19 protein-coding genes and 1 riboswitch are annotated in these 19,706 nt (G+C 50.5%); of the genes, 10 read left to right on the top strand and 9 right to left on the bottom strand.

Annotation, left to right across the window (positions count from 1 at the left end):
* Positions 1-3: 3 nt before the first annotated feature.
* A riboswitch (TPP riboswitch) is annotated at positions 4-109 on the bottom strand.
* 154 nt (positions 110-263) lie between these two features.
* Together recD and AC0IM9_RS09735 are read left to right on the top strand one after the other, a co-directional pair.
* The gene (gene recD / locus AC0IM9_RS09740) at positions 264-1,901 is read left to right on the top strand and encodes an exodeoxyribonuclease V subunit alpha (RefSeq protein WP_482803869.1); all 1,638 of its coding nucleotides are present in this window, start codon (positions 264-266) and stop codon (positions 1,899-1,901) included.
* A complete protein-coding gene (locus AC0IM9_RS09735; RefSeq protein ID WP_278210259.1) occupies positions 1,901-2,314 on the top strand; it encodes a hypothetical protein in 414 nt (137 codons plus the stop codon). Before recD ends, AC0IM9_RS09735 begins: the two co-directional genes overlap by 1 nt.
* On the opposite strand, the gene ispB is transcribed toward AC0IM9_RS09735, so the two are convergent.
* Complete coding sequence (gene ispB, locus AC0IM9_RS09730; protein ID WP_278210256.1) at positions 2,311-3,315, bottom strand: octaprenyl diphosphate synthase; 1,005 nt, start codon at positions 3,313-3,315, stop codon at positions 2,311-2,313. The two genes, AC0IM9_RS09735 and ispB, sit on opposite strands and share 4 nt — an antisense overlap.
* 203 nt (positions 3,316-3,518) lie before the next feature.
* On the opposite strand from ispB, the gene rplU reads away from it, so the two are divergent.
* The 4 genes from rplU to proB all read left to right on the top strand — a co-directional run bounded on the left by rplU (position 3,519) and on the right by proB (position 6,351).
* Positions 3,519-3,830, top strand: coding sequence for a 50S ribosomal protein L21 (rplU, locus tag AC0IM9_RS09725; protein ID WP_140913501.1), 312 nt, complete (start codon positions 3,519-3,521; stop codon positions 3,828-3,830).
* A gap of 18 nt (positions 3,831-3,848) precedes the next feature.
* The gene (gene rpmA, locus AC0IM9_RS09720) at positions 3,849-4,106 is read left to right on the top strand and encodes a 50S ribosomal protein L27 (protein ID WP_140913435.1); all 258 of its coding nucleotides are present in this window, start codon (positions 3,849-3,851) and stop codon (positions 4,104-4,106) included.
* A gap of 78 nt (positions 4,107-4,184) precedes the next feature.
* Complete coding sequence (gene cgtA, locus AC0IM9_RS09715; RefSeq protein ID WP_482803868.1) at positions 4,185-5,243, top strand: Obg family GTPase CgtA; 1,059 nt, start codon at positions 4,185-4,187, stop codon at positions 5,241-5,243.
* Complete coding sequence (gene proB, locus AC0IM9_RS09710) at positions 5,230-6,351, top strand: glutamate 5-kinase (protein ID WP_482803867.1); 1,122 nt, start codon at positions 5,230-5,232, stop codon at positions 6,349-6,351. The genes cgtA and proB overlap by 14 nt, the downstream gene beginning before the upstream one ends.
* Before the next feature lie 43 nt (positions 6,352-6,394).
* On the opposite strand, the gene apbC is transcribed toward proB, so the two are convergent.
* A complete protein-coding gene (gene apbC, locus AC0IM9_RS09705) occupies positions 6,395-7,486 on the bottom strand; it encodes an iron-sulfur cluster carrier protein ApbC (protein WP_482803866.1) in 1,092 nt (363 codons plus the stop codon).
* A 350-nt stretch (positions 7,487-7,836) separates the two neighbouring features.
* Here apbC and AC0IM9_RS09700 point away from each other — a divergent pair, with 350 nt between their 5' ends.
* Positions 7,837-9,180 (top strand): L,D-transpeptidase family protein, encoded by a 1,344-nt coding sequence (locus AC0IM9_RS09700; protein ID WP_482803865.1) that lies wholly within the window; start codon positions 7,837-7,839, stop codon positions 9,178-9,180.
* 50 nt (positions 9,181-9,230) lie between these two features.
* On the opposite strand, the gene AC0IM9_RS09695 is transcribed toward AC0IM9_RS09700, so the two are convergent.
* Positions 9,231-9,863 (bottom strand): PilZ domain-containing protein, encoded by a 633-nt coding sequence (locus AC0IM9_RS09695; protein ID WP_482803864.1) that lies wholly within the window; start codon positions 9,861-9,863, stop codon positions 9,231-9,233.
* Positions 9,864-9,958: 95 nt separating this feature from the next.
* Between AC0IM9_RS09695 and AC0IM9_RS09690 the strand changes: the two genes are divergently transcribed.
* Together AC0IM9_RS09690 and bamJ are read left to right on the top strand one after the other, a co-directional pair.
* Positions 9,959-10,549, top strand: a complete 591-nt coding sequence (locus AC0IM9_RS09690; RefSeq protein ID WP_482803863.1) for a transglycosylase SLT domain-containing protein — start codon at positions 9,959-9,961, stop codon at positions 10,547-10,549.
* Positions 10,550-10,651: 102 nt separating this feature from the next.
* Complete coding sequence (gene bamJ / locus AC0IM9_RS09685; RefSeq protein WP_278210248.1) at positions 10,652-11,131, top strand: BamJ family beta-barrel-assembly machinery protein; 480 nt, start codon at positions 10,652-10,654, stop codon at positions 11,129-11,131.
* Positions 11,132-11,221: 90 nt separating this feature from the next.
* On the opposite strand, the gene AC0IM9_RS09680 is transcribed toward bamJ, so the two are convergent.
* From AC0IM9_RS09680 to AC0IM9_RS09655, 6 genes are all read right to left on the bottom strand, one after another.
* Positions 11,222-12,895, bottom strand: a complete 1,674-nt coding sequence (locus AC0IM9_RS09680) for a GH39 family glycosyl hydrolase (protein WP_482803862.1) — start codon at positions 12,893-12,895, stop codon at positions 11,222-11,224.
* A 190-nt stretch (positions 12,896-13,085) separates the two neighbouring features.
* Complete coding sequence (locus AC0IM9_RS09675; protein WP_482803861.1) at positions 13,086-14,321, bottom strand: glycosyltransferase WbuB; 1,236 nt, start codon at positions 14,319-14,321, stop codon at positions 13,086-13,088.
* Positions 14,322-14,407: 86 nt separating this feature from the next.
* A complete protein-coding gene (locus AC0IM9_RS09670; protein ID WP_445371848.1) occupies positions 14,408-14,956 on the bottom strand; it encodes a putative colanic acid biosynthesis acetyltransferase in 549 nt (182 codons plus the stop codon).
* A 72-nt stretch (positions 14,957-15,028) separates the two neighbouring features.
* Positions 15,029-16,198, bottom strand: coding sequence for a glycosyltransferase (locus AC0IM9_RS09665; protein ID WP_482803860.1), 1,170 nt, complete (start codon positions 16,196-16,198; stop codon positions 15,029-15,031).
* 8 nt (positions 16,199-16,206) lie between these two features.
* Positions 16,207-16,881, bottom strand: a complete 675-nt coding sequence (locus AC0IM9_RS09660) for an acyltransferase (protein WP_445371850.1) — start codon at positions 16,879-16,881, stop codon at positions 16,207-16,209.
* Positions 16,882-16,946: 65 nt separating this feature from the next.
* Entirely contained in the window at positions 16,947-17,756 is an 810-nt protein-coding gene (locus AC0IM9_RS09655) for a glycosyltransferase family 2 protein (protein WP_482803859.1), read from the bottom strand.
* Between the two features lie 206 nt (positions 17,757-17,962).
* On the opposite strand from AC0IM9_RS09655, the gene AC0IM9_RS09650 reads away from it, so the two are divergent.
* Positions 17,963-19,567 carry a GH39 family glycosyl hydrolase gene (locus AC0IM9_RS09650; protein WP_482803858.1) on the top strand — a complete coding sequence of 535 codons (1,605 nt, stop codon included), beginning with the start codon at positions 17,963-17,965 and terminating at the stop codon, positions 19,565-19,567.
* Positions 19,568-19,706: the final 139 nt, after the last annotated feature.

The following is a 19,706-nucleotide window of genomic DNA, read 5'->3' as shown; positions in this document are numbered from 1 at the left end:
AGCGCAGGGAAGGATTGGCTTTCCTACGCCGGCATTAACCGGATCAGGTTCGAAGGGTTTTTCTCAGCTTCCGCTCTGGAATTGGGCGGAAACACCCCTAGCCTTTTAGGTGGGTCGGTAAGTTAAATGATAATTAGGGCAATTGCAAGCTCGGTTAACGCCCCGGTAGCGGCAAAAATCTTATAAAACAATAGGTTTTATTTCCTGTCGCCAGCTGCAATGCAATTGCTATGATAACCGGCACCCGATCCAACCATTGCCCCATGACCGATCAACCAACTTTTACCGACCTCGATCGCGGATTCGCCCGCTTCCTCGCCGAACGCAGCCGCTTGAGCGGGGCAAAAAAAAACCGCTTCGAAGCCTTGCTGCTGCAGTTATCGGCCCAACAAGGCGCCGGCCATAGCTGCATAGCGATCGACGCGGAGGACATGGCTGTAGTGATGGCCTCAGGCCTGGCCTCCACCGGCAAAACCACACCGTTGATTGCCGAAACCGAGCGCCTGTATTTGCACCGCTATTGGCATTACGAGGAGCGCCTGGCGAGGCAACTTGCGGCACTGGCCCGACAAAAATTCGATACCGGACATCTCGCAGCCAGCCTCGACCGCTATTTCCCAAGCCAAGGCGACGAAATCGATTGGCAAAAAACCGCAGCGCAAGCGGCGGTTAGTCAGGCCCTGAGCATCATTACCGGCGGCCCCGGAACCGGCAAAACCACGACGGTGCTGAAAATTTTGACCCTATTGCTGGAAACCAGTCGCCAAGCATTACATATCGCCCTGGCCGCACCCACCGGCAAAGCCGCGATGCGCCTGCAAGAGTCGATTGTCGCCAACAAACCCGGTCTGGCTTGCGTCGACGAATTGAAAGACCGAATTCCGGAACAAGCCCACACGCTGCACCGGCTGCTCGGCGCCAAGCCGCCGACGCCGTATTTCCGCCACGACGCCGAAAATCCGCTGCCTTACGATGTGGTGGTGGTGGACGAAACTTCAATGGTCGATCTGGCGTTAATGAGCAAATTGGTCGATGCGCTTAAACCAGGATCGCGTCTGATTTTACTGGGCGATAAAGACCAGCTGGCCTCGGTCGAATCCGGCTCGGTCTTGGCCGACCTAGCCGCCGGCCTGGCCGAGCGCACGGTGGAACTACAAAAATCGCATCGGTTTCAAGGCCGCATCAAACAACTCGCCATCGCCGTGAACTGCCAGGATGCGGATCAAGCCTGGCAACTACTGCAAGAGCCAAGCCCGCCGATTAGGCGCCTGACCGGCGATCCGATCGATTGGATCATCGAAAATTATGCCGAATACCTGCAGGCGATTCCGAACGGCTGCGACCCGACTGAAATTTTCGCCGCCTTCAACCGCTTTCGGGTGCTTTGCAGCAATCAACGCGGCCATAACTCGGTCGGCGAGATTAATCGGCGGGTAGAACTGGAGCTGGCAAACCGGGGCAAAATCCGGCCCGGCTCGACATGGTACGCCGGCAAACCCGTCATGATTACCGCCAACCACGCCGGCATGCAATTGTACAACGGTGATATCGGCTTATGCTTGAGCGACCCTGAACAAGGCAGCCAGCTCCGGGTATTTTTCCAGCGCGGCGAGCAATTCCGTAAAGTGTTACCGGCCCGGCTACCGCCCTGGGAGACAGTATTCGCGATGACGATCCACAAAAGCCAAGGCTCGGAGTTTGAAAACATCTTGATTGCGTTACCGGATGTCGTGAATCCGGTGCTGAGCAAGGAGCTGTTGTACACGGCGATCACCCGCGCCAAGCAATCGGTGGCGGTCAGCGCCGACCAAGCCATCTTCAATGCCTGCGTCGACCACCGGGTTACCAGACACAGCGGCCTGGCCGCAAAATTGCAGACTTACGCTTCCGGACCAAACTGATGAAATCGATAAAAAAACGCAGCAAACGCTTATTGGCCGACATCCAAACCACGGCAGACCGATTGGAGGCTCTGTGCGCAGACTTGGATTTGCTACAAGGCTTGTTCGAAACCGCCAGCCAAATTGGCGATTGCGCCGCTAAAATCGCCGAACAGATTTCCGCCGCCCATAAAACCGAAGCGGCGGCAACGCTGGCTCAGTCGCCGGAATTGGCCCGGTTAGCGGATTTTGTGGATATGGACGCGATCAGCCTGCTGGAAGAGCGCATATTTGCCGCGCAGACCAATCTGGAGGAAGGTGAAATCGGCGTTTTTTTTCAACAGCTCCTGGAAAAGTCGGAGACGTTGTACGCAACGCTGACGGAAAACATCCAGCAACTGCTGACGCTGGCGGAAGAAGCCGAAGAGGGTTAATGACTACGTTGCACCGAAAAGTGCGCCAGCGCTTCGAGGGCTTGTTTGTATTCCGAATCCGGCAGACACTCCAGAGCGGCAATAGCCAGCCCAGCCGCGCGTTCGGCACACTGCTCGGTATACTCGATCGCATTGGTCGCTTTTACGACTTCGTACACGTCATTGAACGCCTCGCGCGAACCCTGCCGGATCGCATTGACCACGATTTGCGACTGACGCTGGTCGCCGTGTTGGATGGCGTAAATCAGCGGCAGGGTCGGTTTGCCCTCGGCCAGATCGTCGCCAAGATTCTTACCCAGCTCCTCACTATTGGCCTTGTAATCCAGGGCGTCGTCGATCAACTGAAACGCCACACCCAGTTGCTGGCCGTAAATCGCCAAGGCTTCTTCGGTCGCTGCATCCGCGCCTGAAACCACGGCGGCCAACCGGGTGGCCGTGCTGAATAGAATCGCCGTTTTGCGGGCAATCACTTCCAGGTACTTGGCTTCGCTGGTCTCCGGGTTGTTGCAGTTCAACAACTGCAATACCTCGCCTTCAGCGATTGCGGTAGTGGTCTTGGACATGATGGCCATCACCCGCATGTTGTCGGTCCGCACCATCATTTCGAACGCACTGGAATATAAATAGTCGCCGACCAAGACGCTGGCTGCATTACCCCACACCGCATTGGCGGATTCTTTACCGCGCCGCAACTCGGACTCGTCGACCACATCGTCGTGCAGCAAGGTCGCGGTGTGAATGAATTCGATCACGGCCGCCAGTATCAAGTGGCGCTCGTCGACCTGTCCCAAAGCCTTTGCTGCCAGCAACAGCAACATCGGCCGTAACCGCTTGCCGCCGTTACCGATGATGTAATGGCCGATTTGATTGATCAGCACAACATCGGAGCTCAGTTCGTTTAAAATCAACCGGTCAACCGCCTGAGTCTCGGCGGTGGTTAAATTTTTAATCGAATCGAAATCTATCGGGGCTGAAGCTGGCGTAGAAACTTTAGCTATCATGAAATATTGGGCTAATCGCCTGTCGACGCGTGACGTAAATAGCCGGTCATGCTATGAATATTCGTAGGTAGTGTCAATAGTACCCGACCAACGCGAAAGAGCCGCAACCTTCCTATCAGGAATTTAGGTTTGACGTAAGCCTTGTGAAAAAATATAATCTGCTGTTCACTTTTAACAGATTATGCTTGATGGAGCTTACGCCGATGTATGCGGTAATTCAAACAGGTGGTAAACAGTATCGTGTCGCAGAGGGTACTACCTTAAAAATAGAAAAACTCGAATTAGGCGCGGGCGACAGCGTAGAGTTCGACAAGGTGCTGATGGTGCAATCAGGCGACTCTGTAAAAGTAGGTCAGCCTTTTGTTCAAGGCAGCAAAGTGACCGCGACTGTTGTCTCTCAAGGCCGCCACAAAAAAGTCAGAATCATCAAATTCAGAAGACGTAAGCACCACATGAAACAAATGGGGCACCGTCAATATTACACAGAAGTGCAAATCACCGGCATTTCGGCATAACTTATCCGAGGATAAAACATGGCTCACAAGAAGGCAGGCGGTAGTACCCGCAACGGTCGCGACTCTAACGCACAACGACTGGGCGTCAAACGTTTCGGCGGCCAAGTCGTAAAAGCTGGCAACATCCTGGTTCGCCAACGCGGCACCAAGTTCCACGCTGGCGACAACGTCGGCATCGGCAAAGACCACACCCTGTTCGCATTGGCCGACGGCAAAGTGGTTTTCGTTGAAAAAGGCCCGCAAAACCGCAAATACGTCAGTATTGCAGCAGCGTAAATCCCGATTGTGCCTTGGCACATTCGATCCGAAAAGCCTCGTTTCATAGCGGGGCTTTTTTGTTTATACCGGTAGATTATGAGATTTGTTGACGAAGCGGAAATCCGCGTAGAAGCAGGCGACGGCGGCAACGGCAAAGCCTCGTTCCGCCGCGAAAAATACATCCCCCTGGGCGGCCCGGATGGCGGTGACGGTGGCGACGGCGGCAGCGTTTACCTGGTCGCCACCGAAAACGTCAACACTCTGGTCGATTTCCGCTACCACTCGGTACACCGCGCCCAACGCGGCGAAAACGGCGGCAGCCGCGACTGCACCGGCAAAAAAGGCGAAGACTGCTTCGTCGCTGTGCCGCCGGGAACCATAGTCTACGAAGCCAACACCGGCGAGAAAATCGGCGACCTGACCAAACCCGGCCAACAGTTGCTGGTGGCCAAGGGCGGCTTTCATGGCCTGGGCAACACCCGCTTCAAAAGCAGCATCAACCGGGCTCCGCAACAGACCAGCAAAGGCTCCCCCGGCGAACATCGCATACTACGCCTGGAATTGATGGTCATCGCCGACGTTGGCTTACTCGGCATGCCGAATGCCGGCAAATCCAGCCTGATTCGCACCGTGTCGTCGGCCAGACCCAAAGTCGCCGATTATCCGTTCACGACGCTGCATCCCAATTTGGGCGTAGTTCGGGTCGACGACTTGCGCAGTTTCGTCATCGCCGACATCCCCGGCGTCATTGAAGGCGCCGCCGAAGGCGCCGGCCTGGGCTTACAGTTTTTGAAACACTTGTCCCGCACCGGCCTGCTGTTGCACATGGTCGACATTGCACCCTACGAAAGCGACGAAACGCCGGTCAGCGCCGCCCGCAAAATCATTCGCGAAGTCGAAAAATGGAGCGACGAACTGGCGCACAAGCCACGCTGGCTGGTGCTGAATAAAATCGATAACGTGCCGGACGACGAAGTCGAAGCCCTTAGCCAAAGCATCGTCGCCGAACTGGGCTGGACCGGGCCGGTGTTTCTAATTTCCGCCCTGAAAAACCAGGGCACCCAAGCCTTGATGTACGCCATCATGGATTTCCTGGAACAACAAAGAGCCCGCACAGAAGATACGCAACAGGAGTTGCCAAGTGAGCCGTTCTGATTTTTGCCAAACCAAACGCGTTGTCGTCAAAATCGGCAGCTCCCTGCTTACCGACGGCGGCCGGGGCCTGAACAAACCCGCCATCGCCAACTGGGTCGCACAAATGGCCGCACTCAGACAACGCGGCGTCGACGTGGTGTTAGTCTCATCCGGCTCTGTCGCCGAAGGCATGGTGCGATTAAAACTGAAAGCCCGCCCGAAAACCCTGCACGAACTGCAAGCCGCCGCCTCCGTCGGCCAAATGGGCCTGGTGCGCCGTTTCGAAGACGAATTCCAGCTTCACGAACTGCTCGCCGCCCAAGTACTGCTGACCCACGACGACCTGTCAGACCGCCAGCGTTATCTAAACGCCCGCAGCACCTTGCTGACCCTGCTGCAATTCGGCGTAGTGCCGGTGATTAACGAGAACGACGCGGTTGCCACCGAAGAAATCCGCTTCGGCGACAACGACACCCTGGGCGCGCTGGTTGCCAACCTGGTCGAAGCCGACCTGTTGATTATCCTGACCGACCAGACCGGCTTGTTCGATGCCAATCCCAGCCTGAATCCGGATGCCAAACTAATTTCGGAAATCAGCGTTAACGAAAGCCTGCTCGACGACGTGGCCGGCGGCAGCATCAGCGGCCTGGGCCGCGGTGGTATGTACACCAAGGTGCGCGCCGCCCGCCTGGCGGCGCGCTCCGGCGCCGCCACCGTCATCGTCTCGGGCAAGCTCGACAACGTAATTCCGGCAGTATTCGACGGCGCCCAACTCGGCACCTATCTGATCCCGAACATCGCGCCGCTGGCGGCCCGTAAACAATGGCTGGCCGGCCAATTGCAACTCAAAGGCAGCGTCATCTTGGACGACGGCGCTGTCAAAATCCTGAAAGAAGCCGGCAAAAGCCTGCTGGCGGTCGGCGTCAAAGCCGTGCATGGCAGCTTTCAGCGCGGCGATTTGGTATCTTGCCACGACCTGCAAGGCAATGAAATCGCCCGCGGCCTGATCAATTACGGCGCCGAAGACGCCGCCAAAATTGCCGGCAAAGCCAGTAGCGAATTTGAAGCACTCCTCGGCTACGCCGACGACGCCGAACTGATCCACCGCGATAATCTGGTCTTGATCTAAAACAGCCCGGATTGGCAAAGTCGCCAAGCCGGCCTACACCAGCTTAAGTATTCTGAATCACAATATTCGGAAAACGGCCGCTGTAATCCTTGGTCCGCATTGCCAATTTGGCGGCCATTTTGCGGGCGATTGCCTTATAAATTTGCGCCGGCCGCCCGTCCGGATCGGCCACCACCGATGGTCGGCCGCTATCGGCATATTCCCGGATATGGATATCCAAGGGCAATGCTCCAAGCATATCCACTTTGTTTTTCGCCGCCATCGCCACGCCGCCGCCCTGGCCGAAGATCGCCTCTTCGTGGCCGCAATTGCTGCAGATGTGCATGCTCATGTTCTCAACCAGGCCCAAAATCGGCACATTCACCTTTTCGAACATGCCCAAACCGCGCTGAGCGTCGATCAGCGCGATGTCCTGCGGCGTGGTGACGACCACGGCTCCGCTGACCGGAATCTGCTGCGCCAGCGTCAGTTGAATATCGCCGGTACCCGGCGGCAGGTCGATAATCAGATAATCCACGTTGTCCCATTGAGTTTGGGTCAGCAACTGCTGTAGCGCGCCGGTCACCATCGGCCCGCGCCAGATCATCGGCTGGTCCGGATCGACCAGATACCCGATGGACATGGTCTGGATGCCGAAGGAGACCTTCGGCTTCAGCATTTTGCCGTCCTCGCTGTCCGGTTTACCGGACAAACCCAGCATGGTCGGAATGCTCGGCCCGTAAATATCGGCATCGAGAATGCCGACATTGGCGCCCTCGGCGGCCAACGCCAAGGCCAAATTCACTGAGGTGGTGGACTTGCCGACGCCACCCTTGCCCGATGCCACCGCGATAACGTTTTTTACGTTGGGCAACGGTTTCAGCGTCTTTTGCACCGAATGGGACACAATATTGACATTGACCACAACATCGACTTTGCCCACATCGGGCAGCGCCTGCAGGCGCCGCGTCAATGCTTCGCGCAATTCTTCCTCGTAGCTTTTGGCCGGATAACCCAGTTCGATCGACACGCTGACATCTTGGCCTTCCACGCCGATCTTCTTGACCGATTTAGCCGAAACCAAGTCGGTTTCGACATTCGGATCGATGAAACTTTTCAGTAAATTTTCGACAACCGCCTTGTCAATGCTCGCCATGCAGAACTCCGGATCAAATAGGTAATAACCGAGTAGTTTACTGCGAATTCGCTACCGCTCAAGCCATTTATCCTGCGCCGGCCCGACGAACGTTGCCCGCAAACCAAGCGGCCACACAGCCGGCCGCCTCAAGCCCCTGCACCGCCAAGCCAGCAGCACCACGTCATCGCATCAAACAAATCACCGCAACATGAAAAATAAATTTTACTTTTATAATAAAAAGTTATAGAAATATTCTAACGTTTAGAGTTAGATTCATTCATCTTAATTCGCTCTTAATCGCCACCTCATCTGACTTTAATTTGCATCGTTTAGTGTCAAACACCTGATTTTGAACATTTAACAGACACATGACTCGACCCGCCGCCACGCCAAACAGCATCGCATCGCCCAAAGCGTTAGCCGTCTCGGCGCTGCTATTGAGCCAATTGCTGTCCGGCTGCCAAAGCTTGCAGATATTCCAGCAGCCCGAGCCGGAAACCATCGTCTGGAACAGCAAAGCCGAAGACCTGCCGATACACGAATTCAGCCTGAGCCCCGGCCAAAACATGGTCGGCGAGTTGGCCAGCATCACCAGCGCCGAAAACGACACGCTGTCAGACATCGGCCGCCACTACGGCTTGGGCTTCAACGACATCGCCAATGCCAACGCCGGCGTCGATCCCTGGACATTGTCCTCGGGCCAGAACGTATTATTGCCGCTCAGCTTCATTCTGCCGGACGCCCCACGCAAGGGTATCGTGCTGAACCTGGCCAACATGCGCATGTTTTATTATCCAAAGAACGCGACCAACAGCGTGCTGACTTATCCGGTGGGCATCGGTCGTCAAGGCTGGCACACGCCGCTAGGGCAAACCCAGATCGTCGCCAAGAAAGCCAATCCGGATTGGACCGTACCGGCATCGATCCAACGGGAACATCAAGCGCAAGGCACGCCGTTGCCCAAAGTAGTCCGCTCCGGGCCGGACAACCCGCTAGGCGATTACGCCATGCCGCTTGGCTTCAGCGGTTACCTGATCCACGGCACCAACAAGCCCTACGGCATCGGCATGCAAGTCAGCCACGGCTGCGTGCAACTCTACCCGGAAGATATCGAAACGCTGTTCGGCAAGGTCGAGATCGGCACGCCGGTCAATATCGTCCACCAACCTTATCTGGCAGCGTGGCGCGACGACATGCTGTATCTGGAAGCGCATCCGCCGCTGGACAAATGGGAGAAACAAACAAAGCAGCTGCAAAAAGACATTCGCAAGAAGCTACAACAACTTGCCGCAGCCAAAGGCGCCGAGATCGACTGGAGCAAAGCCGACCTTATTCTGCGGCGTGCCGACGGCATTGCCACGCCAGTCTTGGCCGGCAGCCCCGACCTAGCGGAGTTACGCGCCAACGCCATTCCGTTAGCCCGCCCGGACAAGCTATTCGGCCAACCGATCCCGTCGGAGTTAAGCGATAGCGACTGGGCCATTCAAGCGGCGGTATTCGACAACGCAACCGATGCGCAAAAGCTGGCCGCGATGTTAAATCACCAAGGCCCGCCGATCCCAGCGCACAAGGTCGCCAAAGACGGCAATTATCAAGTCGTGGTCGGACCGCTGAAAAACAAAAAAGAGGTCAAAATTGTTGCCCAACGCATCAAGCAGAATTTTGATATGGACGTGACACCGCTCGCCCCCAGACGAGCGGCGAAAAACTGAGCGAAAAGCGCTACGGCTCGAGCCGCTTCACCCCGGAGTACCTGCCGAGCTTACGCCGACTTCCGAATCGGCTGGCTAAATTTGGGCACGCCAACGATTTCGCCCCGACGCAAGTGCAAATACTGCAAACCCATCAGCGTGGAAATATCGTCATATTCCACCCACACCACCTTGGCCTCGCCTTCTTCTTCGAGCTCCTGAAAATCGAAACTGACAACCGTGCCTTCCTCGACCTCTATCCTGCCCAACATGCGAATCATGATGCCGTCTATCGACACATTCTCGGTATTGAACGCATAATCGGTGTCGTTGAACACGATATGACCGGCGGCAGAAATGCTCTTCCGATACGCTCGGCGCCTATAGAGCAAGCTATCGACGTCGTAAGTTAGGTTGCGGAATTCGATCGCAATCTGAAATCCGGCATCGACCGACTCCGCCCTGACCACTTCGGCTTCGCCCGCCAAGTTGATTTCAGGCAGATAAAAGTCGACGATAGGCGAAACTTGCAAGACCCTGAAAATGTCCTTGATGCCGGCAAACGAGGGCTTGACCTTTAACAGCGTCAGCACGCCGGTGATCGATAGATTAAGCACCAAAATTTCATGCTCTTCTTGACCTAGGTACAAAAGTCCGTGGCTAGCAAGGCTTTTTCGGTAGGCGCGGTTTTCGGTGGCGAACATGTGTTAATCCTTGTCTCAGGCCATGTTTTACTGGGCTGGAAAGCCCTGAACATGATCGAAAGACCTTATGTATTTTTAATGAATTCTGATTGGGTATGTTAAACAAATTTTTTTGTCTGGCAAGCTTAGCCGTTTTGTCGGCCTGCGCAAGCCTACCGCCGAAAAACCCGGAAAACATCTGCCAAATCTTCCGCGAGAAAGAAGACTGGTACCAAGCCAGCCTCAGCTCCGCCCGGCGCTGGGGCGTGCCGATCGCGGTGCAAATGGCCATCATCAATCAGGAATCCAGCTTTGTCGCCGACGCCCAACCGCCGCGGCCGCTGATTTTAGGATTTATTCCCTGGTTCCGTTCGAGCAGCGCTTACGGGTATCCGCAGGCCAAAGACGAAACCTGGGCCGATTACCAAAAGCAAGCCGGCAACTGGTGGGCAGACCGCGAAGACTTTGCCGACAGTTGCGACTTCGTGGCCTGGTACTGCGCTACCAGCAACCGCAAACTCGGCATCCCGACCTCGGACGCGCAAAAGCTTTACTTGACCTACCACGAAGGACTGGGCGGCTTCCAGCGCAACACCTACCTGTCGAAACAATGGCTGATGAATACTGCCAAAAAAGTGCACCAACGCGCATTACGCTACGACGCACAACTGGCCGGCTGCCGGCAGGAGCTGGAAGCCAAAAACTGATAAACTAGTCCCCCCATTAATCCGATTCCGTCAAGCCGGGGCGCGCGCAAATCCAACACCGCGCCCCCGGATTTAACGGCACAACCACCTACCGGAGTATTCATGAAGTCTATGAAACAACGAGTTATCGCCACATTAATCGCATTTATCACAGGATTTATTATGTTCTCACTGGCCAACGCCAACACCCCAGCCGAAAACAAAGCCGCCGGCGAAAAATACCTGGCCGACAACGCCAAAAACGCCGGCGTAACCACCACCGCCAGCGGCCTGCAATACCAAGTATTTACCGAAGGCACCGGCGCAGCGCCCAAAGCCAGCGACAACGTCACCGTTCACTACAAAGGCACCACCATTGACGGTAAAGAATTCGACAGCTCTTACAGCCGCGGCGCACCGGCCACGTTCCCGCTGAACAGAGTCATCGCCGGCTGGACCGAAGGCGTTCAGCTGATGAAAGAAGGCGCCAAATACCGCTTCTTCATCCCTTCCAACCTGGCCTACGGCGAACGCGGCGCCGGCCGCGACATCGGTCCGAACTCGGCGCTGATTTTTGATGTGGAACTGATCAAGGTAAACTGAACGCTCGCCCCTTCTGCAAAGGAAACTCAGAATATCCAATGCAGAAGGGGATAAGACTGACAAATAGCTCTATCAAGAAATCTGTGCCACCTATTCAACCGGCAAAATTTCCCACAACGTTACCGATGATGGAGCCAAATCCGCAACCGGTAAAACTACAGCCCCGTTCGTCACGGGAATTTGAGGCAACCTTACCGCCCTAAGCGTTTTGGCGTTAAGGACAGAAGCTCTATTTAGACTGTTATTCAATTCCACCAAGTAAGGGTTGGCTCGCCTTTCATCAATCACGGATTTAATTACAGTTACTTTTGATGCTTTAAACGGTAAATTTCGGATGGTTATTTGCGTTTGCTCAGGAATGGACAATTCTCGCGCGTTCAAGAAGTCCCAATTTTGATTAAATACAATCGCTGCAACCTCTGACGAATTTGCTCCCGCAACGACCCCAATCGAGCCATTTCTGACCGGAACCGTTTTAACCCTTTGATCAGGTAATTTAGTAAACATCATCGCAACACTGTGCAGGGGTTTGGGAGCTCCGCCATCTTGGTGAAAGAAACTTGCCCACTTCCAATTATTCTCGACAAACTCCGGCGGAACCTGATGATCTATAAAACTTAAAAGGGCACCCTCTTCAATACCGCTCTCAGTTGCATCCAGCAAAAAACGAGCCGTCCAAGCAGCACCTACGTTAGTGCCGTTGATGATGCCTCTCGCTGTTTCGGTACCATAGTGAACTCCCCATTCTGAGAAAAATATCGGCACATGTTCAAGGCCCACCCGACTTAAAGTATCGTGAACATGTCTGGAAAATTCGTCGATTGATGGATATCTGCCAAATTTTGGCAAACCGGTGAGGGACTGGTTAAGACCGTAAAAATGAAAGGAAAAAAAATCCAACCGCAACTTCCTATTTGCCACGTCCGATAGAAACTGATCAGCCCAGTTTAACTTGCCAAAGCCAAACGAGTACGGACCGATTGCCGGGCCGCCAATTCTAAAATTAAGCTCCGGATGCTCGCGCCCGAGTTTATCCGCCGCATTTGCCCATGCAGTGTATAACTTTAAATATTCATCATACATTTTTGGAGACGCGTTCCAAACGCTTTCCCCTAAAAGCCAAATCTGGCCATTGACATCAGGTTCGTTCGCTACTTCAAAATCCACCTGCGATATACCGTGTTCAACCGTTACGAATTCCAAAAATGCATATGCATAATCTTCGTAGACGCTCCAATCAGATATCCCGTATTTCGCACCATTCGCTCCGACTTTTAACAGAGCCGTTTGAGGATATTGACCGACCACGATATGAGGAATAAGGTTCTTAGCTTTGCAATTGTCCAATTGCGTACCCAAAGCACCGTCTGTAAAGTCAAAGTAGACTGCATTTGTATCAGGATCTACTCTAACCCCATTTCTAGATTCAATACTAATTAATCTAGCTTTTGATATTCCCAACGGTTCGAGCAATTTCAACGATACGGCCGAATCAGGAATTGGCCATGTCGCCTCCCGGAAATACTCACGCATTTGCTTAATATCTGCGCGTTGAGAAACGTTATACTTTGTTTGAGCATCCACAACAATTGACTGAAATGCAATACATTCATGGACAGTACCAATCATAAATATTGCCAATAGTGCGAAATTAAAGCCCAACCTACCGGATGAGGCTTTATCGACTGAGACATACCCGTACCCACACTGCCGCAACAACCGCATTGCCAGCCAACTACCAAAACTAAATTTGCTTAACTTCATTTCTAACTCCTTATTTCAGTTGCACTAAACCCAAGAAAAACTCCTCATCCTTAGGCATTGATAGCTTGAGATTAACTCTCAAATCCATTCCAGGATACAATTCCAAACTAATTTCTACACTTTTAGAATCCCACCGGATTAATTCGGAACAACCGCGCCGACAAATATGAAACGGTTGCGTGCCAAGCAATTACTCACGACTCAACCGATCAACCAACCGCCCCAGGATTTGATCTTTTTTTAGGTTATCCAGCGCAAACTGGCGAGCTACTTTGTTAAAACCACCCTCTTTTATTTTTGGCAAACTCAACAATGTTGATTTTATTTCAGAGACCAAAGCCTCGGTATTCTCAGGTTCGATACGTTTGGATATACCTGGATATTTTTCGCACAAAACTCCAAGCTCAGTATTCGATTCGGCAGTTATAATGCAATTTCCGCCCACAGCAAGAATCGCTGTGAGTTTAGAAGGCAATACCGCATCCGCCGCTCCTTTCTTTTGTATAACAAGATGAACATCGGCCAACGCTAATAAATCCGGCAAATGCTGATACGGTTGCAACGGAAAAAATTTCAAATTGGTTAATTGCAACTGCATCGCTAATTCCTTTAACTCCGGCAGGGCAGCCCCTGTTCCAACCAGAATAAACAGAAGTCCGGCATGATCACCCAGTGCCTTAGCCGCATGAAGTACCATTTCCAACCCCTGCTTTTTGCCGATATTCCCCGAATATAGAACGACCTTAGTATCGTCACTTATTCCCCATTTTTTTCTATAAAAGTCGGCGTTACCGTTTGGAGTAAGAAAATCGGTATCGACCCAGTTTGGAAAATAAAATAACTTCTCACTATTGCCAACCTTTCGCTCGGCATTACGCAGCATGCTGTAGGATATGCTCGAAATAACATCAAACCGACGCATAAACCAACGCTCTACCCATTTTGCCAAATTAGATATCCATCCGGAGTTACCCATACCTAACCCAAGCATTGCATCTAGTTCGAAATCTTGAATATGCAATACAGATTTGCAGCCGCGTAACTTGCTAAATAACAATGCACCAGGAGCGCAAAAAAAAGTTGGCTCTATGCAAAAAACAGCATCCGGTTTCCAAAGCCACTGCCTAAATACCGCGGGGGCACTAAAAAGGGCAAAACTCAACAGATGCAATAACCTCGTAGTGGTACTTGGCGTTTTAGGTACGAATAAAGGACAGCGATATACAGAAACTCCATTTATCGACTCCGTCATATAGAACCAACTTTTATAGCCGCTTCCGACCTTCCATTCGGGATAATAAGGAGGCGCGCATACCACTCTCACCTCATGGCTGCCCGAGGCCAACCACTCGCACATTTCGCCAGAATATTTACCGATGCCAGTTAATTCCGGAGCATAATTAATACCGTAAAGAAGAATTTTCATAGCAAATTAGGCCTAATCGGTTCAGTAAAAAATACAAATCGCAAACTTTTTAACCTTAAATTCCAAGTCGAAAACCTGTCTTGGTTTCATTTCGCGATACGCGGCTTAATTGGCTTTGCAGGATATCCCACACAAACCATTCCCGATGGCATATCATTCAATACTGTGCTCCTGGCACCTATGACGGCACGTGCGCCAATAGTAATACCTGGAGCTATAAATACATCCGTCGCTATCCAAACCTCATCTCCAATGTTAATTTTTCGTTCAAATATTTCGAACGAATCCTTGGTGTAATCGTGCGAAGCTGTACATAAATAAGATCTTTGAGAAATAACGGCATTATTTCCTATTTCAATTTCGCCGAGCGTATAAAGCTCGACGTCGTCGCCAATCCATGAATTATCGCCGATAGTCAATTTCCAGGGGTAAGTGACTTTCACCGACGGACGAACGATTACGCTATTTCCTATTTTTGCGCCAAATAACCTGAGCAAAAATCGCCGCCAGCCATATAAAAACTGAGGGGAGCAGGCAAATAGCGTTGCCTGAGTCATCCACCAAAGCTGTACTATAAAAGCATTTCTGCCGCGGAAGTTTTTTGGTAGAACGAACTTATCTAATTGCTGAACCACTATTTACTATCACATTTAAAAGGAAAACGCGGATTTTTAAATCCAATACATTCGAAATCACAAAATTCAACACTACGAAGACAGATCGGCTGCCGAATTAACAGTGACAGCATCAAGCAAACTGTTTGCCGCTTTAGTAATTTCAAACCTCTCAATAAAACAGCGAAAGGCATTTTCTCGCATGCTGGATTTGGCATCGTTGTCCAAACTTTGCCAATCCGAAATCAACTTCACACATCCCGGCAATGTATCGTCAACCACCAATCCGGCTTGATCTTGTTTTATCTCATGCCAAATATTGACTTTATTACTAATTAAAACCGGCAAGCGGCAAGACATGGCCTCGGCCACAACGATACCGAAATTTTCTTGATGCGACGGCAAAATAAACGCCTCCGCCGAGAGATAAGCCCCCCATTTCAAATCACCGGATAACATACCCGTCCAGGTAATCTTATGTGTTATATCCAGTTTTTCTGCGAGCGACTTTAACTCAATCCCCCAACCAACTTGGCCCGGACCGGCAATAACAAGTTCAAGCTCCGAATCGCTTCCGCAGACTTGGGCAAACGCCTCAATCAATAGATCGATTCCTTTCTTTGGATGAATACGACTTAAAAACAGCAAAAAACGCTTTCCCGCCAAGCTTGGAAATTGATTCAAAAATAGTTGCCGTTGTTCGTCGGCACTGCCTTGATGACCTAATGTCCCAAAATTAACGACCTGTTCGTTGCAGCGGTAAAGCCAAAACGACTGCCTGGCTAATATCTTCTCCTCCTGGCAGGTAAATAACACTTTTTCGGCATCGCGTAATACGAGATATTCTGCCCAAGGCCAGTAAAGCCATTTTTTCAAATGCTTTAGCGGATATCGCCGCTTAAACCACGGATCCAACATTCCATGAGTAAAAACGAAATATGGCACATTCTTATTTCTTAGAATATTTCTAACCGCAAAACCATGATATTGCCACAAACCCTCTACTATCACGGCATCGTAGCGATGGTAATTTTGCTCCAACCACAGGCTAAGTCCTTTTGCATATCCATAATTGCCACTACCCGGGCCAACTGCATATACCTTCAAAGGAAGCTGCGTTATATAGTCGGCTTGATCACCATCAAGACTGAGGACATCTATTTCATGACCCATATCTTTTATAACTAGAGAGCTCTGCTTTAAAGCCTCTACAGGCCCCCCACTCTCAGGATTAACCGTTCTGATAACTCGTAGTATTTTCATTAATTAAACTAAATAACAAATCCCGTCGAGCGCCTAAAATAGGCAAACTCGCTCTCTTCAAGGTTTTTGACAAAACGCGCCGGCGTACCGCCGTATAAAGCACAGGGCACATCCATTTTTTTATTAATCGTGGAGCCAGCAGCCAGAATACTTTTTGCGGGAATGGACGTACCTCCCAGCAAAATACACCCGCTGCCAATGAAGCAATACTCTTCTATCGATACCGGTTCGGATGACTGCCGGCACGACCTAAGATCTATGCTGTGTGTAAGAATCGTTGATCTGAAACCTGCGAACGTTGAAAACCGCTTAATTTCGACTCTATTGGTACAATCGATCAGATGTCGGTTGGTAATAGCCGCATGCTCACCTAAAATCAAATCAGGCAATCTATTGCCAACCTGATGCTTGAAATGCTCGGAATTCGAATTTGCCGGAAACGCTGAAATCCAATTCAAATTACCTATACTGGAAAACGAGCCCAATTCAAGTCTGCTCAAGCCTTTAACTGCATTCAGACTGCCGATTTTGGCACCGTCAGCCATTGATAATTTATCGACAAAAATCCACGACAGACCGATACTGCTTGAAGGAGCCAATTCGTATTTGAAGAGCCAACTATAAATTCGCCTCTTTAAAAACCATGGCAAAAAAATAACAACTAGGCTAATTATCTTTTTCACTTCTATTAAACACCTAAGAATATAACAAATGACCCGCGAGTTTAAACTTCACTGTTTATAATAGATTAATTTAACATCCTTCCGTAAATCTTACCTCGCATTAAGCGCTCCCACAAAGCGACCGGATTCTCCAAAAATCGCAAAATCTTGTAAAACACTCCAACCCAGTTATCAAAAGATTGGCGCGACCTACCCATTATTTTTTGAAAAATGCGAGCACTATAGTTTTGTATCGCTTGATCGAGCTTTTTCGAAGCGGTTATAGAAACACTATGTAGACGATATCCACTCCAAAATTTATTGACCACACCAAATCGGAGACCATGAAGAGCCATATCAACAAACAACTCACCGTCCCAATTTGAACGGTTTTCCTTATTAAATCCGGAGACTTTTTGAAAAGCCGCTTTACGAAAAAAAGTAGACGGCTGATTTATTATGCAGGCCCCGTACGCATACCGAACCAGGGCCATAGGTTGCGAAAAACTTCTACGCAAAACCAAATCGTTGCCATCGATGATATATGCATGCCCGGAGACCACATCGATATCCGGATGCTGACTCAGATAATCGACAGCCTGCTTCAATGCACCAGGATAAAGAATGTCATCGGAATTCAAAAATCCGAAAACATCTCCAGTAGCATAAGAAAAACCTTTGTTTAACCCGTCACTTGGACCTTCGTCGGCTTCGAAAATTATTTTATCTATTTGGCCGCGATATTTATCAATTAAATCTCTACTTCCGTCCGTGCTTCCTGCGTCAATTACTATATACTCAAGATCGACCTCCTTTCTTTGCTCAATAACGGAGAGAACTGTTCTCTCGACAAACTCTGCCTGATTGAATGATATTGTTACAATAGATACCTTCACAACGTATATCTCTCTGATTAAATTAATTAGCCAAATTATAGCAGAAAAAAAACTGGAGCAACCTTTAACGATTGCATATCACTCTGATATTGCATATTATTATGAAATAGTTATTTTATACAAAACCCGATAACTAGATATTCCCTTTCTTGTTACAGGCCATCCCGATCAACCGCATTAAGACCAGCCGAATACCGGAGCGCATCATGACCACACACTTTTTCAGCACCTTGCAACGCAGTAACTCTATCAAAATAGGCTTAGCGATAATTTTGGCATCAATAGCAACCTGCCAAACCAGCTCGGCATCCAACAGTTTTATTGTCGAGTCGCAAACAATATACAACGCATCAAATCAGGACGATCTGAAATTAATGCGCGATTATTTTCGAGTATCCACATGGACGGCTCCATTCACGAACAGCACATGGCAAATGCTAAAGCCGCTGGAGGTTTATAAAGCTCGCTTTCTAGGCTTGGAACCCTCAAATATCGCCCGACTCGATCCTATCACAAACAAATTACAATACGATTTCTCCAGAGTTTGGGAGTCAAAAGCCCTGAAAGACTGTAAGACATACGGCCTTATCCCCCACATCGTCGTCGGCCATAGTCCGCAAGCCGCATTCGCCACCAGTTCGAACGAAAAAAAATATCGCGGCATCTCCAATTGGGCGGCTTACGAAGAATACGCTTACGCCTATTTGGAGGCGGTGACAATCAAGAGCAACATTCTGCAAGCCGACTTCGAAGTAGGTAACGAACCGGACATTAACGGCGAAGCATGGCTACTTGAAACAAACCTTCAAAATAGCGACCCCAGAATGTACGACGCCTATATAAAACTGTACGCAGCCTGGAGCAAAGCCGCCGATAAACTCGCACACACATACCCTGAACTGAAAATTCGAATTGGCGGCCCAAGCATAACTTTTTGGGACCACGCATTTGCAAAATTCAATTGGGCGGAACAATTTATCAAAGATGTTGCCTCGCAACGCCTAAGGCTAGACTTTATCTCATTCCACTATTATGGAAACAATCAGGCTTTGACCGGCCTCACCGAGTTCGGAAAATTTCCTTCTGTAGCCGCCCAAGCCGCCGAATTTCGCCAACATTTAAAAACTTATAATGTAAAAAACGTTCCGCTTTATTTAACGGAGTGGGGCCCGAGCTGGCACACAAACGAAAAACCGGAAGGCATTATCAACGGTAATAATGTCGGCGCAGCGTGGACCGCCCGGTTTCTCCTGACTGCAGTCGAAAACAATATCGACGAAGGCCTATTACTTTTATTTCGAGACAATTCCGATCCCAAAACCCTAGCCGACAACTGGGGCTGGCCGGCGCTATTACTGGCTGACGCCGTGACACCAAAGGCGCTTTACAATGTCGCACTGATGTTTAACAAATTAACCGGCCACCGCGTAAAGACCACTCCGGTACGGCAAGGCAACATCGGCATAATTGCCGGCGCAGACTCGTCCAAGGTCTCGATTCTCGTCTTCAATCAAAATTGGGATTTTCAGGACACCAAAGATTTGGCTGCCGCAGAGCAATTGGAGCTTACTGTCGACCAACTGCCTTTCAATACGACCGCAGCCAAAGTCACTTACTATGTCGTTGATGAAACGCACGCTAATTCGCACTACTTGCAAAAAACCAAAGCCAAAGCTTCTCTAAAATCCGCCACCTTGCAACCCATAGCTACTCAAGATATACCCCTCACAAACGGTTCTATAAAACTGTCGTCGGTCAATTTGGAGCCGTCTTCCGTAACATTATTCGAAATCACAGCCGCAAATCCTTAACAGTTCTTGAGGCTATTCGGACGATGCGATTCGCTATTAGCCATTGTTAGCGAATCGATCGTCCGACGAGAGCCATTAATTCTTTGTAGAAAACATCAATCCCATTTACTGGATAGCGCCACAGACTATCGATTACACT

Source organism: Methylomonas sp. Uni0011 (genome assembly GCF_056850255.1).
Note: the sequence above shows the minus strand (reverse complement) of the source record. Positions and strands in the feature narration are given on the sequence as shown.